This window comes from Zestomonas insulae, from assembly GCF_016901015.1.
GTDB classification, from domain to species: Bacteria; Pseudomonadota; Gammaproteobacteria; order Pseudomonadales; family Pseudomonadaceae; genus Aquipseudomonas; species Aquipseudomonas insulae.
This window is the reverse complement of record NZ_JAFEUP010000003.1, coordinates 554,956-570,932: the sequence shown is the minus strand read 5'-3', so window position 1 is coordinate 570,932 and position 15,977 is coordinate 554,956. Positions and strand designations below refer to the sequence as shown.

The 15,977-nt window shown below is 60.1% G+C and carries 15 protein-coding genes; 5 read left to right on the top strand and 10 right to left on the bottom strand.

Annotated features, from left to right (window positions below):
- Positions 1 to 12 precede the first annotated feature (12 nt).
- Positions 13 to 789, top strand: coding sequence for a TatD family hydrolase (locus JQX08_RS12500; RefSeq protein WP_205348703.1), 777 nt, complete (start codon positions 13 to 15; stop codon positions 787 to 789).
- A gap of 63 nt (positions 790 to 852) precedes the next feature.
- On the opposite strand, the gene JQX08_RS12495 is transcribed toward JQX08_RS12500, so the two are convergent.
- Positions 853 to 2,883: a methyl-accepting chemotaxis protein gene (locus tag JQX08_RS12495; protein ID WP_205348702.1), complete on the bottom strand. Its 2,031-nt coding sequence runs from the start codon at positions 2,881 to 2,883 to the stop codon at positions 853 to 855.
- Positions 2,884 to 3,106: 223 nt separating this feature from the next.
- Here JQX08_RS12495 and JQX08_RS12490 point away from each other — a divergent pair, with 223 nt between their 5' ends.
- Positions 3,107 to 4,000: an ROK family protein gene (locus tag JQX08_RS12490; protein ID WP_205348701.1), complete on the top strand. Its 894-nt coding sequence runs from the start codon at positions 3,107 to 3,109 to the stop codon at positions 3,998 to 4,000.
- Here the strand turns inward: JQX08_RS12490 and ampE are convergent, their stop codons facing one another.
- From ampE to JQX08_RS12475, 3 genes are all read right to left on the bottom strand, one after another.
- Positions 4,001 to 4,831: a regulatory signaling modulator protein AmpE gene (ampE, locus tag JQX08_RS12485; protein WP_205348700.1), complete on the bottom strand. Its 831-nt coding sequence runs from the start codon at positions 4,829 to 4,831 to the stop codon at positions 4,001 to 4,003.
- A complete protein-coding gene (gene ampD, locus JQX08_RS12480) occupies positions 4,828 to 5,394 on the bottom strand; it encodes a 1,6-anhydro-N-acetylmuramyl-L-alanine amidase AmpD (protein WP_205348699.1) in 567 nt (188 codons plus the stop codon). The genes ampE and ampD overlap by 4 nt, the downstream gene beginning before the upstream one ends.
- Before the next feature lie 140 nt (positions 5,395 to 5,534).
- A complete protein-coding gene (locus JQX08_RS12475; protein ID WP_205348698.1) occupies positions 5,535 to 7,832 on the bottom strand; it encodes a DUF1631 domain-containing protein in 2,298 nt (765 codons plus the stop codon).
- Positions 7,833 to 8,218: 386 nt separating this feature from the next.
- On the opposite strand from JQX08_RS12475, the gene nadC reads away from it, so the two are divergent.
- On the top strand, positions 8,219 to 9,067 hold the full coding sequence (gene nadC / locus JQX08_RS12470) for a carboxylating nicotinate-nucleotide diphosphorylase (protein ID WP_205348697.1): 849 nt from the start codon (positions 8,219 to 8,221) through the stop codon (positions 9,065 to 9,067).
- 81 nt (positions 9,068 to 9,148) lie between these two features.
- On the opposite strand, the gene JQX08_RS12465 is transcribed toward nadC, so the two are convergent.
- The 6 genes from JQX08_RS12465 to JQX08_RS22375 form a co-directional block, all read right to left on the bottom strand.
- Entirely contained in the window at positions 9,149 to 10,030 is an 882-nt protein-coding gene (locus tag JQX08_RS12465) for an ABC transporter ATP-binding protein (RefSeq protein WP_346727594.1), read from the bottom strand.
- 23 nt (positions 10,031 to 10,053) lie between these two features.
- Positions 10,054 to 10,866 (bottom strand): hypothetical protein, encoded by an 813-nt coding sequence (locus JQX08_RS12460; protein ID WP_346727597.1) that lies wholly within the window; start codon positions 10,864 to 10,866, stop codon positions 10,054 to 10,056.
- A gap of 32 nt (positions 10,867 to 10,898) precedes the next feature.
- The gene (locus JQX08_RS12455) at positions 10,899 to 11,717 is read right to left on the bottom strand and encodes a hypothetical protein (RefSeq protein WP_239482138.1); all 819 of its coding nucleotides are present in this window, start codon (positions 11,715 to 11,717) and stop codon (positions 10,899 to 10,901) included.
- 12 nt (positions 11,718 to 11,729) lie between these two features.
- On the bottom strand, positions 11,730 to 11,912 hold the full coding sequence (locus JQX08_RS12450) for a type IV pilin protein (RefSeq protein WP_205348694.1): 183 nt from the start codon (positions 11,910 to 11,912) through the stop codon (positions 11,730 to 11,732).
- A 107-nt stretch (positions 11,913 to 12,019) separates the two neighbouring features.
- On the bottom strand, positions 12,020 to 12,463 hold the full coding sequence (locus tag JQX08_RS12445) for a hypothetical protein (protein ID WP_205348693.1): 444 nt from the start codon (positions 12,461 to 12,463) through the stop codon (positions 12,020 to 12,022).
- Between the two features lie 31 nt (positions 12,464 to 12,494).
- A complete protein-coding gene (locus JQX08_RS22375) occupies positions 12,495 to 12,680 on the bottom strand; it encodes a type IV pilin protein (RefSeq protein WP_205348692.1) in 186 nt (61 codons plus the stop codon).
- 228 nt (positions 12,681 to 12,908) lie between these two features.
- On the opposite strand from JQX08_RS22375, the gene pilB reads away from it, so the two are divergent.
- The gene (gene pilB / locus JQX08_RS12435) at positions 12,909 to 14,612 is read left to right on the top strand and encodes a type IV-A pilus assembly ATPase PilB (RefSeq protein ID WP_205348691.1); all 1,704 of its coding nucleotides are present in this window, start codon (positions 12,909 to 12,911) and stop codon (positions 14,610 to 14,612) included.
- Between the two features lie 145 nt (positions 14,613 to 14,757).
- Positions 14,758 to 15,975 (top strand): type II secretion system F family protein, encoded by a 1,218-nt coding sequence (locus tag JQX08_RS12430; protein WP_205348690.1) that lies wholly within the window; start codon positions 14,758 to 14,760, stop codon positions 15,973 to 15,975.
- Positions 15,976 to 15,977 lie beyond the last annotated feature (2 nt).

The window sequence follows — 15,977 nt, the reverse complement described above, 5'->3', positions numbered from 1 at the left end:
GCGGCCCCGGTCATGCAGCTGATCGACACCCACACCCACCTGGATTTCCCCGACTTCGACGCCGATCGCGACGCGCTGCTGGCGCGCTGCCACGCGCTGGGCGTCGAACGGCTGGTGGTGCTCGGCGTGTTCGAGGACAACTGGCAGCGCCTGTGGCAGCTGACCGAGCAGCACGCCGGCCTGTATGCGGCGTTCGGCCTGCACCCGGTGTACCTCGAGCAGCACCAGCCCGCGCACCTCGGCGCGCTGCGCGACTGGCTGCAGCGCCTGGCCGGGCACCCCAAGCTCTGCGCAATCGGCGAATTCGGACTCGACTACTACCTCGCCGACCTCGACCGCACGCGGCAGCAGGCGCTGTTCGAGGCACAGCTGGCTCTGGCGGCCGAGTTCAACCTGCCCGTGCTGCTGCATGTACGCCGCGCCCATGCGCCGACCATCGCCACGCTGAAGCGTTTTCGCCTGCCACGCGCGGGAGTGATCCACGCCTTCGCCGGAAGCGCCGAGGAGGCCAAGGAATACCTCAAGCTCGGCTTCAAGCTCGGCCTGGGCGGCGCCGCCACCTGGCCGCAGGCCCAGCGCCTGCACAAGGTGGTGGCCGGCCTGCCGCTCGATGGCGTGGTGCTGGAAACCGACGCGCCGGACATGGCGCCAGCCATGTACCCACAACAGCGCAACAGCCCCGAGTACCTGCCGAGCATCTGCGCCGCGCTGGCCGAGCTGATGCAGATCAGCCCGGAGCAGCTGGCCGCCGCCAGCACCGCCAACGCCCGCACGCTGTTCGGCTGGTAGCTGGCGCCGGCCCACAAACGACAAGGCCCGCCAATTGGCGGGCCTTGTCACTATCAGCATGGATCAGACGCGGAACGCGCTGATCAGCTGCTTGAGCTGCGCCACCTGGCCGCTCAGCTCGCGGCTGGATTGCTCGGTCTGATTGGCGCCCTCGGCGGTGCGCTCACCAGCGCGATTGATCTCGACGATGTTCTGGTCGATGTCATGGGCCACCGCGGTTTGCTGCTCGGCCGCCGCGGCGATCTGCTGGTTCTGATCGACGATCTGGCTGACCGCGCCGAGGATGTTCTCCAGCGCCTGCTGCACCTTGCCCGACTCGTTGACCGTGCCATCGGCCATCTGGTGGCTGACGTTCATGGTCTTCACCGCCGCGCCGACGCCGCCTTGCAGCTTGGCGATCATCTTCTCGATTTCCTCGGTGGACTGCTGGGTGCGCTTGGCGAGGTTGCGCACCTCGTCCGCCACCACCGCGAAGCCGCGCCCCTGCTCGCCGGCACGCGCCGCTTCGATCGCGGCGTTGAGTGCCAGTAGGTTGGTCTGCTCAGCGATGCCCTTGATCACGTCGAGCACCTGGCTGATCGAGGCGCTGTCGCTGGCCAGCTGGTTGATCACCGCCACCGACTGGTCGATCTCGTCGGCCAGGCGCTGAATCGCGCCGACCTGCGACTCCACCAGGGCGCGGCCGCTGACCGTCTCCTGGTTGACGCTCTGCGCACTACCCACTGCCGCCGCCGCGCTGCGCGCGACTTCCTGGGCGGTGGCCGACATTTCGTTCATCGCCGTGGCGACTTGCTCGATCTGGCTGCGCTGCCCGGCCACCGCCTGGTTGCTCTCGCCGGAGACCACCTCGACCCGACCGGCCTGGTGCTCGACCTCGACCACGGTGCGGCCGACACGCTCGATCAGGTTGCGGATCTTCGCCACGGTGCCGTTGAACACGTCGCCCAGCTCGCCCAGCTCGTCGCGGCTCTGGGTGTGGAAGCTGACGGTCATGTCGCCGGCAGCAACCTTGTCCATCACCTCGCCGAGCGCCTTGAGGGTCGAGCGGGTCGACACGTAGAACGCGCCGTAGAGGTAGAAGATCAGCAGGAACACCACCGCCAGGGCGACCACCAGGGCAACCATCTGCACCTGTTTCTGCTGCAGGCGCGATTCCAGCTGCTGCTGCAGGAAGGTCAGCACCGCGTCGTTGAACTGATAGGTCTTGTCCATCGAGGCACTGACCTGGCTGTAGTAGTCAGGCCACGGCAGGTCGAGAGTGTCGGCCACCACGACCTTCTCCTCGATCATCGCCGCGCTGTCCTTGAGGGTCGCACGGCTGGCGTCGGCCGCTGCCTGCAGGGCAGTGCCTGCAGCCGGGCTACCGGACATCGCGTTCTGCAGGCTTTGGCCGTACTCGGCACTGAGCTTTTCCAAGGTGATCAGCAAGTCATCGAGCTTGCCGCTGGACGACGAGTTGAGGAAACCCTGACCCAGCGCCGAGGCACCGACCGAACGGCCAACACTGAGTGCCGAAGTCACCCGCGTGGTTACCGTGGTCACCAGGTCGGACAGCTGGCGCACCTCGGCCTCGCTGTCCTGCGGGAAGCCGGCCTGACCGACGATCAGCTGCATGAACACCTGAGCGTGGGCGACCACTTTCTCGACCATCGCCATCTTGCTCTGCAGCGAGCTTTCCGCCTCGACTGCGCGGAGCGAGGCGAGCAACGCATCATGCTGGGTCTTGAAGGCTTCGACCTGCTCGGCATCGGTCACCACCGGCTCCAGCCCTTCGAGCAGGGTGATGGCCTCCTGCAGGCGCTGCTTGATGCGCGCCTCGAGGTCGCCGGCCTTGCCGGACTGGCCGATCAGCGCGTTGATCTGCAGCAGGTCACCGAGATCTTCCAGGCCACGGCGCAGCTTGAGGCTGTCACCGAGCAGGCCGATACTTTCCAGCTCGGCGCGAGTTGCGACGAACTCGTCGTAAGAGTCGCGAACCAGATAGAAGTTGGTAACCAGCATCGGCAGGAAAAACAGCACGCTGATCAGGCTGAATTTCATACCAAAACTAAGACGATTCATCAGGGCGATGGCCGGATACAGCACGGTCTTCACAAGATGTCTCCTGTTCGCGTTGCATTATTGTTATGGCCCAGCGGCAGAGCGGCCATTACGGTACGAAGGCAGGCCCGCACCACTCTGCGTGGCCGTTCGGTGCGTCGTCGACTGGCTGGTTTCAGTGGACGAACTGGCGTGACCAAGGTCACAAATGCACGAATCGGCGCAAGGCTCCTGTATACCCGATATCGGCCGGACCCTGTGTAACTTAAGGTTAAATATGCCCGCACCCCTGCACCTCGGCGTCGACCTGGGCGGCACCAAGATCGAGATCATCGCCCTCGAAGACGGTCGCGAGCGTCTACGCCGGCGCCTGCCGACACCCCAGGATGACTACGCCGCGACTCTGGCGAGCATCGTTGGCCTGGTGCTGGACGCCGAACACGAACTGGGCCGGCGCGGCAGTCTCGGCGTCGGCATTCCCGGCATCCTCGCCGCCGACGGCGGTCGTGTGGCCCGCGCCAACTCGCAATGCCTGGTGGGCCGGGACCTGCAAGGCGACCTCGAACAGCGTCTGCAGCGCCCCGTGCGCCTGGCCAACGACGCCGACTGCTTCGCCCTGTCCGAAGCCACCGACGGAGCAGCAGCCGGCGCAGAGATCGTCTTCGGGGTGATTCTCGGCACCGGCGTGGGCGCCGGCATCGTGATCGGCGGTCGCCCGCTACGCGGCCCGAACGCGGTGTCCGGCGAGTGGGGGCACAATCCGCTGCCCTGGCGCTCGGCCGCCGATGGCGCGACGCGGCGCTGCTACTGCGGACTCGACGATTGCCTGGAAACCTTTCTCTGCGGTCCGGCCTGGGCGGCGCGCAGCGCGCTCGGCCTGGACGCCCGGGCGTTGGCCGAAGCCGCCATGCAAGGCCATGCAGCAGCCAATGCGGCGCTGGAGCGCTATTGCGATCAACTGGCACGGGCGTTGGCCTCGGTGATCAACCTGCTCGATCCGCACGCAGTGGTGCTCGGCGGCGGCCTGTCGAACATCGCCCGCCTCTACCGGCGGGTGCCCGAGCTGCTGCCCGGCTACCTGTTCGCCGACCGTCTCAACACCCGTCTGTTGCCCGCCCGATTTGGCGACTCCAGCGGGGTACGCGGCGCCGCCTGGCTGTGGCCGCGCTAGTTAGAAGAACAGCGCCCACAGCGCAAAGGCCGCGTACCACAGCACGGCCGCGCGCAGCAGCAGTTGCCAGAGGGTGTCCAGACTGGCGACACCGGCTTCGCCGGGAGCCGGCTCGGCCAGGTCATCCGCGGCATGCCCGGCCTTGTCGACCAGCTGCGCGGCCGGGATGTCCCAGTTCAACAACTCGTGCAGCACCACACGAGTCACCGCCATGAAGTTGCCGACCAGGGCGAAGCTCGCCGCCAGCACACGCACCGGCAGCCAGTCCAGGGCATGGCGCAGCTGCAGAGCCTGCTCGCGCAGGGCCGGCTGCTGCGCCTGCTCGCCACTCAGCGCGAGCAGACGATAGGCCAGGGCCGCCAGCGGACCGAGCAGCGCATACCAGAAGATCACCGCAAAGAAGCTCTGATAGCCCTGCCACAGCAAGTAGGCCTGCACACGCTGCAGCAGCGTGCGCTCTTCGTCGACTTCGGCCAGCTGCAGGTCGCGCTCGGCAACGTGATAGCCCGCCTGGCTGTCACCGCGCCGCCAGGCGTCGCGAAACGGCCCGAGCGCAGCCAGCACATCGGTGCGGCCGAGGCTGTAGATCAACACCAGCAAGTGCACCGGCAGGGCCAGCCACCCGTGCGCCAGCGGCTGAAGCACCACCAGCAGCAGGCCGAGCAGCGCCACCGGTAGCAACACCAGCACCACCAATGCCGCCCACGCGCCAGTGCCGCTGTGCTCGACGCGCGCGAGCAGACGCAACCACGGGCCGTCGTGCTGGATATGCCGGCGCCAGCTGGAGAACTTCTCCACCCACAGCACCAGCAACAAAACCAGGAAACTCATGTGCCACTCCCTTGCTCGTGTAATGCCCCGCGATAGCGCGGCCAATCGAAACAGGCTCCCGGATCGGTCTTGCGTCCCGGCGCGACGTCGCTGTGCCCACAAATCCGCGCCGGGCTGATCGCCGGAAAGGCCGCCCGCAACTGGCGAGTCAGCGCGCTCAGGGCCAGGTACTGCGCATCGGTGAACGGCAGATCATCGGTGCCCTCCAACTCGATGCCCAGGGAAAAATCGTTGCAGCCTTCGCGCCCATCGAACTGCGAGACCCCGGCATGCCAGGCACGATCCAGGCAGGAGACAAACTGGGTGACCGCGCCATCACGCTCGATGAAGAAATGCGCCGACACGCGCATCGCCGCGATGCTGGCGAAGTACGGGTGCTCCTCGGCATCGAGGCGATTCTGGAAGAACGCCTGGACCTTGCCCGTGCCGAACTGCGCCGGCGGCAGGCTGATGTTGTGGATGACCAGCAGCGACACTACTTCGCCCTGCGGGCGCTCGTTGAAGTTGACCGATGGACAATGGCGAATGCCCTGGCACCATCCGGTGCGGGGATCCAGCTGCATGGGGAAACTCCTGTTGGGGCTTCCACTCTAGAGCACCGGGGCGGCAGGGCCAAGCCTTCACCCACATGGTCCGGCCGCACGCCACGCCCAGAAACGACAACGCCCGGACAAGCCGGGCGTTGTGCGACACATGAGACGACTCAGGCGTTCTTCAGACGCCGCAGGTTACCGATCACCGACTCCAGCGCCCGATCGAACAGCAGCGCATCGTCGAGCAGGCGAATCGCCCCGCGACGGAACTCGACCGCCAGGCCCATGCGGGTCTTCTCCAGCACTTTCATGCCGGTGCGATTGACGAACACGTACTTGCCGGTGGGCTTGATCACCGCCGCCAGCTTGCAGCGCAGCTTGTGCTCTTCGTCTTCCTGGAATTCGACCCAGCTGCCGACGCGCAGGTTGTCCACCTGCAGCAGTGCTTCATCGTCGTCCGGCAGGACCGCTTCCGGCTCGCTCGGCTGGGTCTCGCCGGGTGCGGAGAGGATGATCTCCTCGACCACGGCAACCATCACTGCCGCCTCCACCTTGGGCTCGGGCTCCGGGAGCACCAGCAACGGCATCTCCGCCATGCCCTCGGCAACTTCACCCTCTGCCAGCGCTTCTACCGGCTGCTCCACCTCGGCTTCGACCAGGCTGCGCTTGAATCGCTGCAGCCCCTGCACGTGCAGGGCCTCGAGCTGACTGAAGAAATCACCGGTGGCGAACGGGTCGAACGCCGCGCTGGTCAAGCCGTCGCGCAAGGCCTTGAGCAGGCCCGGCACCAGTTCCAGCAGTTGCTGGCGCGCCTCGACACCTTCATGCGGCTCGACGCTCCAGACCAGGTCATCCATGGTCGCCAGCGCCATCTGCCACTCGCTCGACTCCACCCCGTGCTTGAGGCAGGTCAGCATCAGCACCTTGCTCCACGCCTCCTGCAGCAGGCGCACCACCACTTCCGGCAGGGTCTTGCCGAGCAGTCGCTCGTTCAGTGCCTGCTCCACCTGGCGGCGAGCCAGTTCGGCCTTGGCGCTGCCCTCCTCGGCATCGCGGGTGCGCTGCTCGAGCAGCTCGCTGCGCCGCCGCTCGTCACCGACGAAGGCGAGGAACTCGGCGAGCAGTTCGGAGAAGATCGCCGGATCGTCGACGAAGTCGTTGAGCAGACGCTGCACCACTTGCTCGATCTTCTGGTACAGGCTGTCGCGCTGCGCATCATCCTGCTCGCCCCAGCCCAAGGCCGCCGAAGCGATCTCGTTGAGCAGGCGCCGCGCTGGATGGCTGCCGCGACTGAAGAAAGTCTTGTCCAGCACCGCGACCTTGAGCATGGGAATCTGCATGCGGCCGATCAGCGCCTTCAGCGAATCCGGCAGCGTGCGGTCATCGAGGATGAACTCGAACAGCATCGACACCAGGTTGATGACGTCTTCATCGACCTCACCCACCACGCGGGTCTTGCCGCTCTTGGCGCTGGCGCGGCTGAGCAGCTGCTCGAGCTGGCGGCGCAGGTCGATGTCGTCCGCCGCCTGCATCGGCATGCGCTGCTGCAGGTGCGACAGCAGACGGGTCAGGTCGTGGCTGGAAATCGGCAGCGCATCGGCTGGCAATTCGCGGCGCGGCACCGCCACGCCACGCACCTGCGACAGCAGCTCCTGCAGCGCACCGAAGACTTCCCGCACCTCATCGTCGGCATACGGCGCCGCGCCCATCACCGGCGCCTCGCCCTGCGCTGCGCGGCTAACGCCCGGCTGCTGAGCGGTGCGCCGGCGCATCGGCGTCGACTTCAGCTCCGGCAGTACGCCGGCGGCGACCAGCAGCTGGTTGGCTTCGTCGTACATTGGGCCAAGGCCGCTGAGCACGTACTTTTCAAACAGCTTGAGAATGATCAGCTTGACCTTGATCTCCACGCCGAGGCTGCTGCAGGCGTCGAGGAACGCCCCACACAAGGCTTCCGGGCCGAGCGGAGTGGTTTTCTCGTCAAGCTTCTTGGTGATGATCGCGTTCAGGCGCGTGGTCAGGTGCGCCAGCGGTTGCGCATCGTGGCTGAGGGCCTTGGCCACCATCGAATCGACGGCGACGCGCTGCTCCAGCTCGTCGTTCTGAATCAGCGCCAGGGTCTCGAAGGACACCGTGTCCAGCTGGGCGGACTTGCCGATCTCGTACTGATTGAGCGCGGAGAAGGTCTCGAACAGCTTTTGCAGGAAGCTGCGCTCGATATTCTTGCGCTTCAGGCGCAGGTCGCGCATCGCTTCGAAGAAGGTGTTCTGCTCGGCGTTGCTGGTGGCACGATCCGCCATCTCGAACAACGTGTCGTCCGCATTGTCGAACAGGGCTTGCAATGCCTGTTTGAGCTGCTGCGCAGCTTTGTCGCGCACATGAATCAACGCCACGGGCAGTCTTCCTACCGGCGAGTTCGGCGAGTGCTCAGGGGCTACCTTGTTGAGGTGAACCACTTTCGCGTCGGTCATTGCGAGTCTCCCGCAGCGCGCTTCAGTGGCGCAGCCTGCATAACAATCAGCGGAGCGTTATCCTTAACGTCAAATGTCTGGCGTCAATATTCGAAAATGTAAAGCCATTATAAAGAGCAATTCGCCTCGTTCAGGCAAGCATTTCTTCCAGACATGACGCTCTTCACAGATGAAAAGCCTTCGGCCGACAGGTGCAACCCGGTTCCGACCACAGAAATACCATGGCAGCGGGCGATCAGGCTGCCACCAGCCGTCGGCTGCACTTTATAATCGCCGCGCCTCGGGCCGTCCTTTTCACTATCGGCCGCCTGGGGCCATCCTTGATGTGTCATGCCCTTTCGCACAGCCAGCCTTTCGGTCAGACCTGACCTCTCACGGAGTCCGCCATGCCCAACCTCACCCTTGCCGACCTGAGCGCCGAGATCGAAGCGAACGTGCGTCGCGCGCTGGCTGAGGACATTGGCAGCGGCGATATCACCGCGCAGCTGATTCCGGCGGAACGCCTGGCCCACGCCAGCATCATCACCCGCGATGCCGCGGTGGTCTGCGGCACCGCCTGGGTAGATGCGGTGTTCCGCCAGCTCGATCCGCGCGTTGCGGTGCACTGGCAGGTCGTCGATGGCGAGCGCGTGCAGCCCAACCAGGTACTGTTCACCCTTGAAGGTCCGGCGCGCGCCCTGCTGAGCGGCGAGCGCAGTGCGCTGAACTTCCTGCAGACGCTCTCCGCCGTCGCGACCAAGTGCCGCTACTACGCCGACCTGGTCAGCGACACCCAGGTCAAACTGCTCGACACCCGCAAGACCCTGCCCGGCCTGCGCCTGGCCCAGAAGTACGCAGTGACCTGCGGCGGCTGCCACAACCACCGCATCGGACTCTACGACGCCTTCCTGATCAAGGAAAACCACATCGCCGCCTGCGGCGGCATCGCCGACGCAATTTCTGCCGCGCACAAGATCGCCCCCGGCAAGCCGGTGGAGATCGAAGTGGAAAGCCTGACTGAACTGAAGGAAGCCCTGGATGCGGGCGCAGATATCATCATGCTCGACGAGCTGAGCCTGGAAGACATGCGCAGCGCCGTGCAGATCAGCGCCGGCCGCGCCAAGCTGGAGGCGTCTGGCGGAATCAACGAAGGCACCCTGCGCACCATCGCCGAAACCGGGGTGGACTACATCTCGATTGGCGGCCTGACCAAGGATGTGAAGGCGGTGGATTTGTCGATGCGCCTGGCGCTGTAATCCCGGGAGCGCAGAACGCTATTCGGCAGAGGCGTCCGCGCCCACTATTGCAACACCAGCATCCAATGGCAGGACGCTCGCTCAAGCCGGCTGAGCAGCGGACTCTTCGAGAATCTTGAAGAACACGGTTTCCAAGGATACCGCCGGCTTGATGGTCAGCAGATGCCCGCCAAGCTGGTTGAGCTGCGCGATAAAGGCCGGCAGCGCTTCCTGCGCCACTTCGCATTCGTACTCGCCGACTCGCAGCGCTTTGGCGTCAGCGACAATGGGCTGCTCGGCGTTGTAACGCACGATCATCTGATCCGCGCGTTCCGCCACCAACTCGCGCGGAGAACGCACAGTGAGCAATTCGCCCTTGTTAATGAAGCCAAAACGGTCGGCAATTCGCTCAACGTCGTGCAACACGTGGGAAGTAAAAAAGATCGCCCCGCCCTGCTGCTTGTATTCGGTGAGGATATCCACCACATCCTTGCGCCCAACCGGATCCAGCCCGGACAGCGGCTCATCCAGCACCAGCAACTTTGGCTGCACCACCATGGCATGCGCCAGCGCCACACGCTGCACGTTACCCTTGGACAGCTCGCGGATACGCCGCTTGGCGTTCATCCCCACAGAGAAGCGTTCGAGCCACTGCATGCACCAGGCATCGGCATCCTTGCGCTTGATGCCATGCATGGACAGCCCCATGCGCAGGATTTCCAGCGGCGTGAACTGTTCGTACAGCGCTGGCGCCTCCGGCACATACGCGAGATGCCGGCGCGCCTCCGCTCGATGAGCATCGACGCCGTACAGCGTCACCTCGCCCTGGTAGTCATTGATGATGTCGAGCATCACCTTGATGGTGGTGGACTTGCCGGCGCCATTGGGGCCGACGAAACCGAAAACTTCACCCTCCACCAAACTGAAGCTAATGCCGCGCAGCGCCACGACCTTTTTTCCTTTTGCCTGGAAGGTCTGACTCACACCCTTGAACTCTAACGCAGCACTCAAGGCTGATCCTCCACACCGACAATCTTTAAATTTTTCAGTTGAATGCGCCCGCCTTGCAGCTCGTAGCCGAGACGGAGCGGGTCTTCCGGCAGTGCCGGCAACTCGTGGGAAGTCAGCAGCTGCTGCAAATCAGTCAACGCACCGTGAGCCTGTTCGTATCGGCGCTGGGCCGCGCGCAGCGCCACTAACCCCTGAAGACGCACGACCCGCTTGGCCAACAATTCGCGCAGCTTGGAATCGCGACTGTTGTCACGCTGCCGCTCTAGATACTGCAGCGCCAGGCGTTCGTCGGCGAAGCTTTGTGTACGCGTCATAATTGCAAGCTTACGCATCGCAGCAGCGTTTTCCGGCCAACGTTCGGCAGCCAGATCAAATGCACGAGCCGCCGCCTCGGAGTCTCGACCGAAGAACGACTTATTAACCCCATAGAAGAATGGAGGAACACCGTCCCAGAAACGGCAAGCCATAGCGTGGCGCAATATTTTATTGCCCTCACGAACCGCCCCCCCCCATGCGAGAAGGCCATTTGCTAGGAAGTAGTTGTCTTCATGACAAGCATTGAGCTCAGCGGCCACCCCTTGCGCGCGAATCAGATAACCGGCATCGACATGCCCGTCATCCATACCTGTAGCAGCAAGACGAATGACTTCGAGATTAGCAGCCAGAAAACGATCGCCACCATAGAGGGCAACCAGAACAGGCGCGCTAATCACTACTCGGCCCTCAAACTGCTGCGATCCAATTCGAACAGATTCTTGTGCGCGCCAATAGGCCGCGCCTATGAACATTGCGCCACCCAGCAGCGCCACGAGCAAGGAGACGTATCTGGCTCGACGCATATTTATGAGAACCGCTTACGCTGCAGCATCCAGACAGACAACGCCAACAGCGAGAATACATAAATCAGCGAAGAAGATAACAATAATGGCCAATCCGCGGGCAGAGCTTCCATCTTCCCGTAAAGAGCAATTGATCGAACGTCTAAGGCTCCCAAATCAGGCAAAAAGTAACCTAACAAACCAACGCCAGCGCGATAGGCCTCCGGCGCACTAACCACGCCAGCATCTCGCACTAGCAACTCAACTATGGAGGAGAATGATCGAGCGATAAGCATAAAGCCTAAAGTCCCAATCAGGACAAAACTAGAGGTCGAGGCCACTATTGCCAAAAAACTAGCCACAGCAGCACCAACTAGAAAATCAACATATATGAAACCAAGAACAATCGCATACCCACGCCCCAAATCCACCGGAGTGCCTTGAACATAATCCATCTCACCCCACCAAACCACCCCCCCCAACCCCACGGCCAACAACAACAACAAACCAAAAATCAATATCGCAATAGAAATATAACGCCCCAAAATAAACACCTGCCGAGGGCAGGGGTACGACAAAGACCCCAGATAGTAACGCCGATCGAACTCCTTAGAAACCAGCTCCTGCACCAACAACACCGTTATAATAGGAAGCAGCAGGCGCACAACTGACAAACCGATATCCAAAGCGACTGTAGCGGGCTGACGCCCACTAAACTGAGCACTTAACAGCGCAGAAATCAAAAGAAAAGAAAGCGAGAAAATAATTAAACGCGCGTAATAAGCCCTCCAAGACAGAACGACACCAAGAACAATCTCTGCACGAAGAAAATTCAAAAACATAAAATCAAACCATCAGTAAGATTTATCTATTCTAAACGCACCAATAGCATTACGCGCATCCGACTGCGCGCTAGCATCATTCGCCTTAGCTCGATACTCATTGAACTGAGGTATAGCCACCCCCACGAGGACACCAATCACAGCAACCACCAACATTAGTTCAATCAATGTAAACCCTTGAGCTCTGGAAATCATATGCTTGGACTCGAGACCATCTCAAAGGGGGGGGGAGGACTTTATAGCAAAGCAGCGAAAACGCCCTTCAAAGGGCGTTTTCTTTACAACAATGCAAGCTACAAATATTATTGAGCGACAAAGCTATTAAGCACGGCCGCACTTTCACAATAAGCTGTCAAGTTAGAAGCGCCAACCCCACCACCAGAAGTGGTTGCAACGAAAGCCTTTCCGTACTGGGTAGACACGAAGGTATCGGTAGGAGTAGTCCCCTGGCAGCCGGAGTTGTTATAAATCGGAGTATTGTCCGGATTTGTCCCAGTTTGTGCACACTGGATAGTTTCCTGCTTGCGACTACCAGCGGAATGACAGGTGGCCACTTTGATAACATTGTTTGCTTTATAGCAACCATAACCGCCATAGACATTTTTGGACAGATTCAAAACCACATCCTGACCAAGAAGCTCGCACGTAGCCTGAGTGGCCTTTTCACCAGACGAAAACTCAACTGCAAAAGCCGAAGTTGCAAACAGGCTCCCAACCACAATCAAGCTAGAAATAATTTTCTTCATTTTATATCTCCGTAACCCAAATTTTTAAAAGTTAGAGCTGAGCCGCAGCCATAACAGTAACAATATTCTTAGCGTCAGCCTGCGATACGGTATCATTCGATTTTGCACGATACTCGTTAAACTGCGGAATAGCGATAGCAGCAAGAATTCCGATGATTGCAACCACGATCATCAGCTCGATCAAGGTAAAACCTTTTTGTTTCTTGATGGATTTCATAAGAACAACTCCTATTGTGGTTAAGGTCGAAGACCTATTCCAGCCTACGCAGATTCTGTGCCAAGCAGCAAAACCCTCATATTCAGAGATTTTGGCGCACAAGGGCCACCTGCCTCCGCCAAACAAAGGTCAGCAACTGACATTTTTGGTCACCACCTGCGCGAGCATTGGGCTTTGTCGCGCCTATACGCTATAAACGGCGCTAACCCTTCTGCCCGTAAAGACAACATGAACGATACCGTCAACCTTTCCGGCCTCGCCCGACAGATTGTCTTCGCCGAACTACTCGACGAAAAAAGCGCCCTGCAAGCGCAACAGCAAGCTCAACGAAACAAGCTGCCGCTGGTGACTTATCTGGTGCAGAACAAACTGGTGAAGAGCCGGGCACTGGCAGAGCTAGCAGCCGAGCAGTTTGGCATTGCTTTCGTCGATCTCACTAGCATCGACAAAGAAAGCCAACCGAAGGATATCGTCAGCGAGAAGCTGATCCGGCAGCATCGTGCGCTGCCTCTTTGGAAACGTGGCAACAAGCTGTTTGTCGCCGTGTCCGATCCCAGCAATCACCAGGCAGTAACGGACATCCAATTCAGCACGGGCCTGACTACCGAAGCCATTCTGGTGGAGGACGACAGACTGGGCGAGGCTATCGAAAAATTCTTCGATTCCGCCAATAGCGGCCTGGAAGACCTTGCCGATGTCGATCTCGACGGGCTGGATATTGAGTCGGTCGATGACGACAGCAAGGATGTCGTGACAGGCCAGGAAGCTGACGACGCGCCAGTGGTGCGATTCGTTAACAAGATGCTGCTCGACGCCATCAGAGGCGGATCGTCGGACCTGCATTTCGAGCCATACGAGAAAGTCTATCGGGTGCGCTTCCGCACCGACGGCATCTTGCACGAAGCAGCCCGCCCTCCCATTCAACTAGCGCCACGTATCTCTGCACGTCTGAAAGTAATGGCCGCGCTGGACATTTCCGAGCGACGCAAACCACAGGACGGCCGGATCAAGATGAAGGTCTCCAAGACCAAGGCCATCGACTTCCGCGTCAACACCCTCCCCACCCTGTGGGGCGAAAAGATCGTTATGCGGATTCTCGACCCAACCAGCGCACAGATGGGGATTGACGCCCTAGGATACGAGGAAAGCCAGAAAGATCTGTACATGACCGCCCTGAAGCAACCTCAAGGCATGATTCTGGTTACCGGCCCGACCGGCTCTGGCAAGACCGTATCGCTCTACACTGGCCTGAACATCCTCAACACCATCGACGTAAATATCTCCACGGCCGAAGACCCAGTGGAGATCAACCTCGAGGGCATCAACCAGGTCAACGTTAATCCGAAGCAAGGCATGGACTTCTCTCAGGCCCTGCGCGCATTCCTCCGCCAGGATCCGGACATCATCATGGTCGGCGAGATTCGCGACCTGGAAACTGCGGAAATTGCCATCAAGGCTGCGCAAACAGGACACATGGTGATGTCGACCCTGCACACCAACAGCGCTGCGGAAACCCTTACCCGCCTCCGCAACATGGGTGTACCGGCCTTCAACATCGCGACCTCGGTCAACCTGATCATTGCCCAACGTCTAGCGCGAAAGCTCTGCAGCCATTGCAAAAAGGAAGTGCAGGTCCCGACCGAGGCTCTTATTCATGAAGGTTTTCCGGAAGACAAGCTCGGCACCTTCAAGCTCTATGGCCCCGTCGGATGCGAGAGCTGCAAGGGGGGCTACAAGGGACGCGTCGGTATTTATGAAGTAGTTAAAAACACTCCAGCACTGCAGCGCATTATCATGGAGGAAGGGAACTCCATCGATATTGCGGTCCAGATGCGCAAGGATGGCTTCAATGACTTGCGCGCTTCTGGCCTACTGAAAGCCATGCATGGCATCACCAGCCTGGAAGAGGTCAACCGCGTCACCAAAGACTAAGCGGTTTAACAGGCAGGAGATTGTACGCGCTTCAGCCTACCGCAACGAACGGCGCAGCCAACTGATGCACTGACCGAATTCACGATAAAAACCAAAAACCAGCCTGTCTAGACCGCAAAACAGGCGCTACCGCTAGGGCGAAAAAATGGCTGAGAAGGCATTAAAGAACAGTGTTTTTGCCTGGGAAGGGACTGACAGGAAAGGCGTTCGCATCAAAGGTGAGCTTAGCGGCCAGAACCCTGCCTTGGTCAAAGCGCAACTACGTAAGCAGGGTATTAACCCGACCAAGGTGCGCAAAAAGTCTGTTTCGCTGATCAGCTTCGGCAAAAAAATCAAACCCATGGATATCGCGCTGTTTACTCGACAGATGGCGACAATGATGAAGGCGGGCGTACCGCTGCTGCAAAGCTTCGACATTATCGGCGAAGGTTTTGATAACCCAGCCATGCGCAAGCTGGTCGATGAGCTAAAACAAGAGGTAGCAGCAGGCAACAGCTTCGCAACCTCACTACGCAAAAAGCCGGAGTACTTCGACGATTTGTATTGCAACCTTGTGGACGCGGGCGAGCAATCGGGCTCCCTAGAAGCCCTGCTAGATCGAGTCGCCACATACAAAGAAAAAACCGAAGCTCTAAAAGCAAAGATCAAAAAAGCAATGAACTATCCACTGGCAGTAATTGCGGTAGCAATGATTGTTTCTGCCATTCTGCTGATCAAAGTAGTCCCGCAATTCAAAGAGGTATTCGCAGGATTTGGCGCAGACTTACCCGCATTCACCCTCATGGTCGTTGGCTTCTCCGAGTTTCTTCAAGAGTGGTGGTTTCTCGTACTCATTGCACTTATTGGTGCAGCCTACTTCTTAAAAGAAGCACTTAAACGCTCAGAGAAATTCAGAAACTGGGTAGATCGCACACTGCTGAAACTCCCTATTGTTGGAGACATCCTCTACAAGTCAGCAATAGCTCGCTTCGCCCGAACCCTATCGACTACATTCGCTGCCGGCGTGCCTCTCGTCGATGCATTGGATTCAGTGGCCGGCGCAACTGGCAACGTAGTATTCCGCACAGCCACCAATAAGGTAAAAAGTGACGTTTCAACGGGCATGCAACTCAACTTCTCTATGCGTACCACCGACGTTTTCCCATCAATGGCCATACAAATGACAGCAATTGGCGAAGAGTCTGGCGCCCTCGATGAAATGCTGGGCAAGGTAGCGACATTTTACGAGGACGAAGTAGATAACATGGTGGACGGATTAACCGCCCTGATGGAACCGTTAATCATGGCTGTGCTCGGCGTATTGGTTGGCGGCCTCGTAATCGCAATGTATCTACCAATCTTCCAGCTTGGCTCCGTGATTTAATC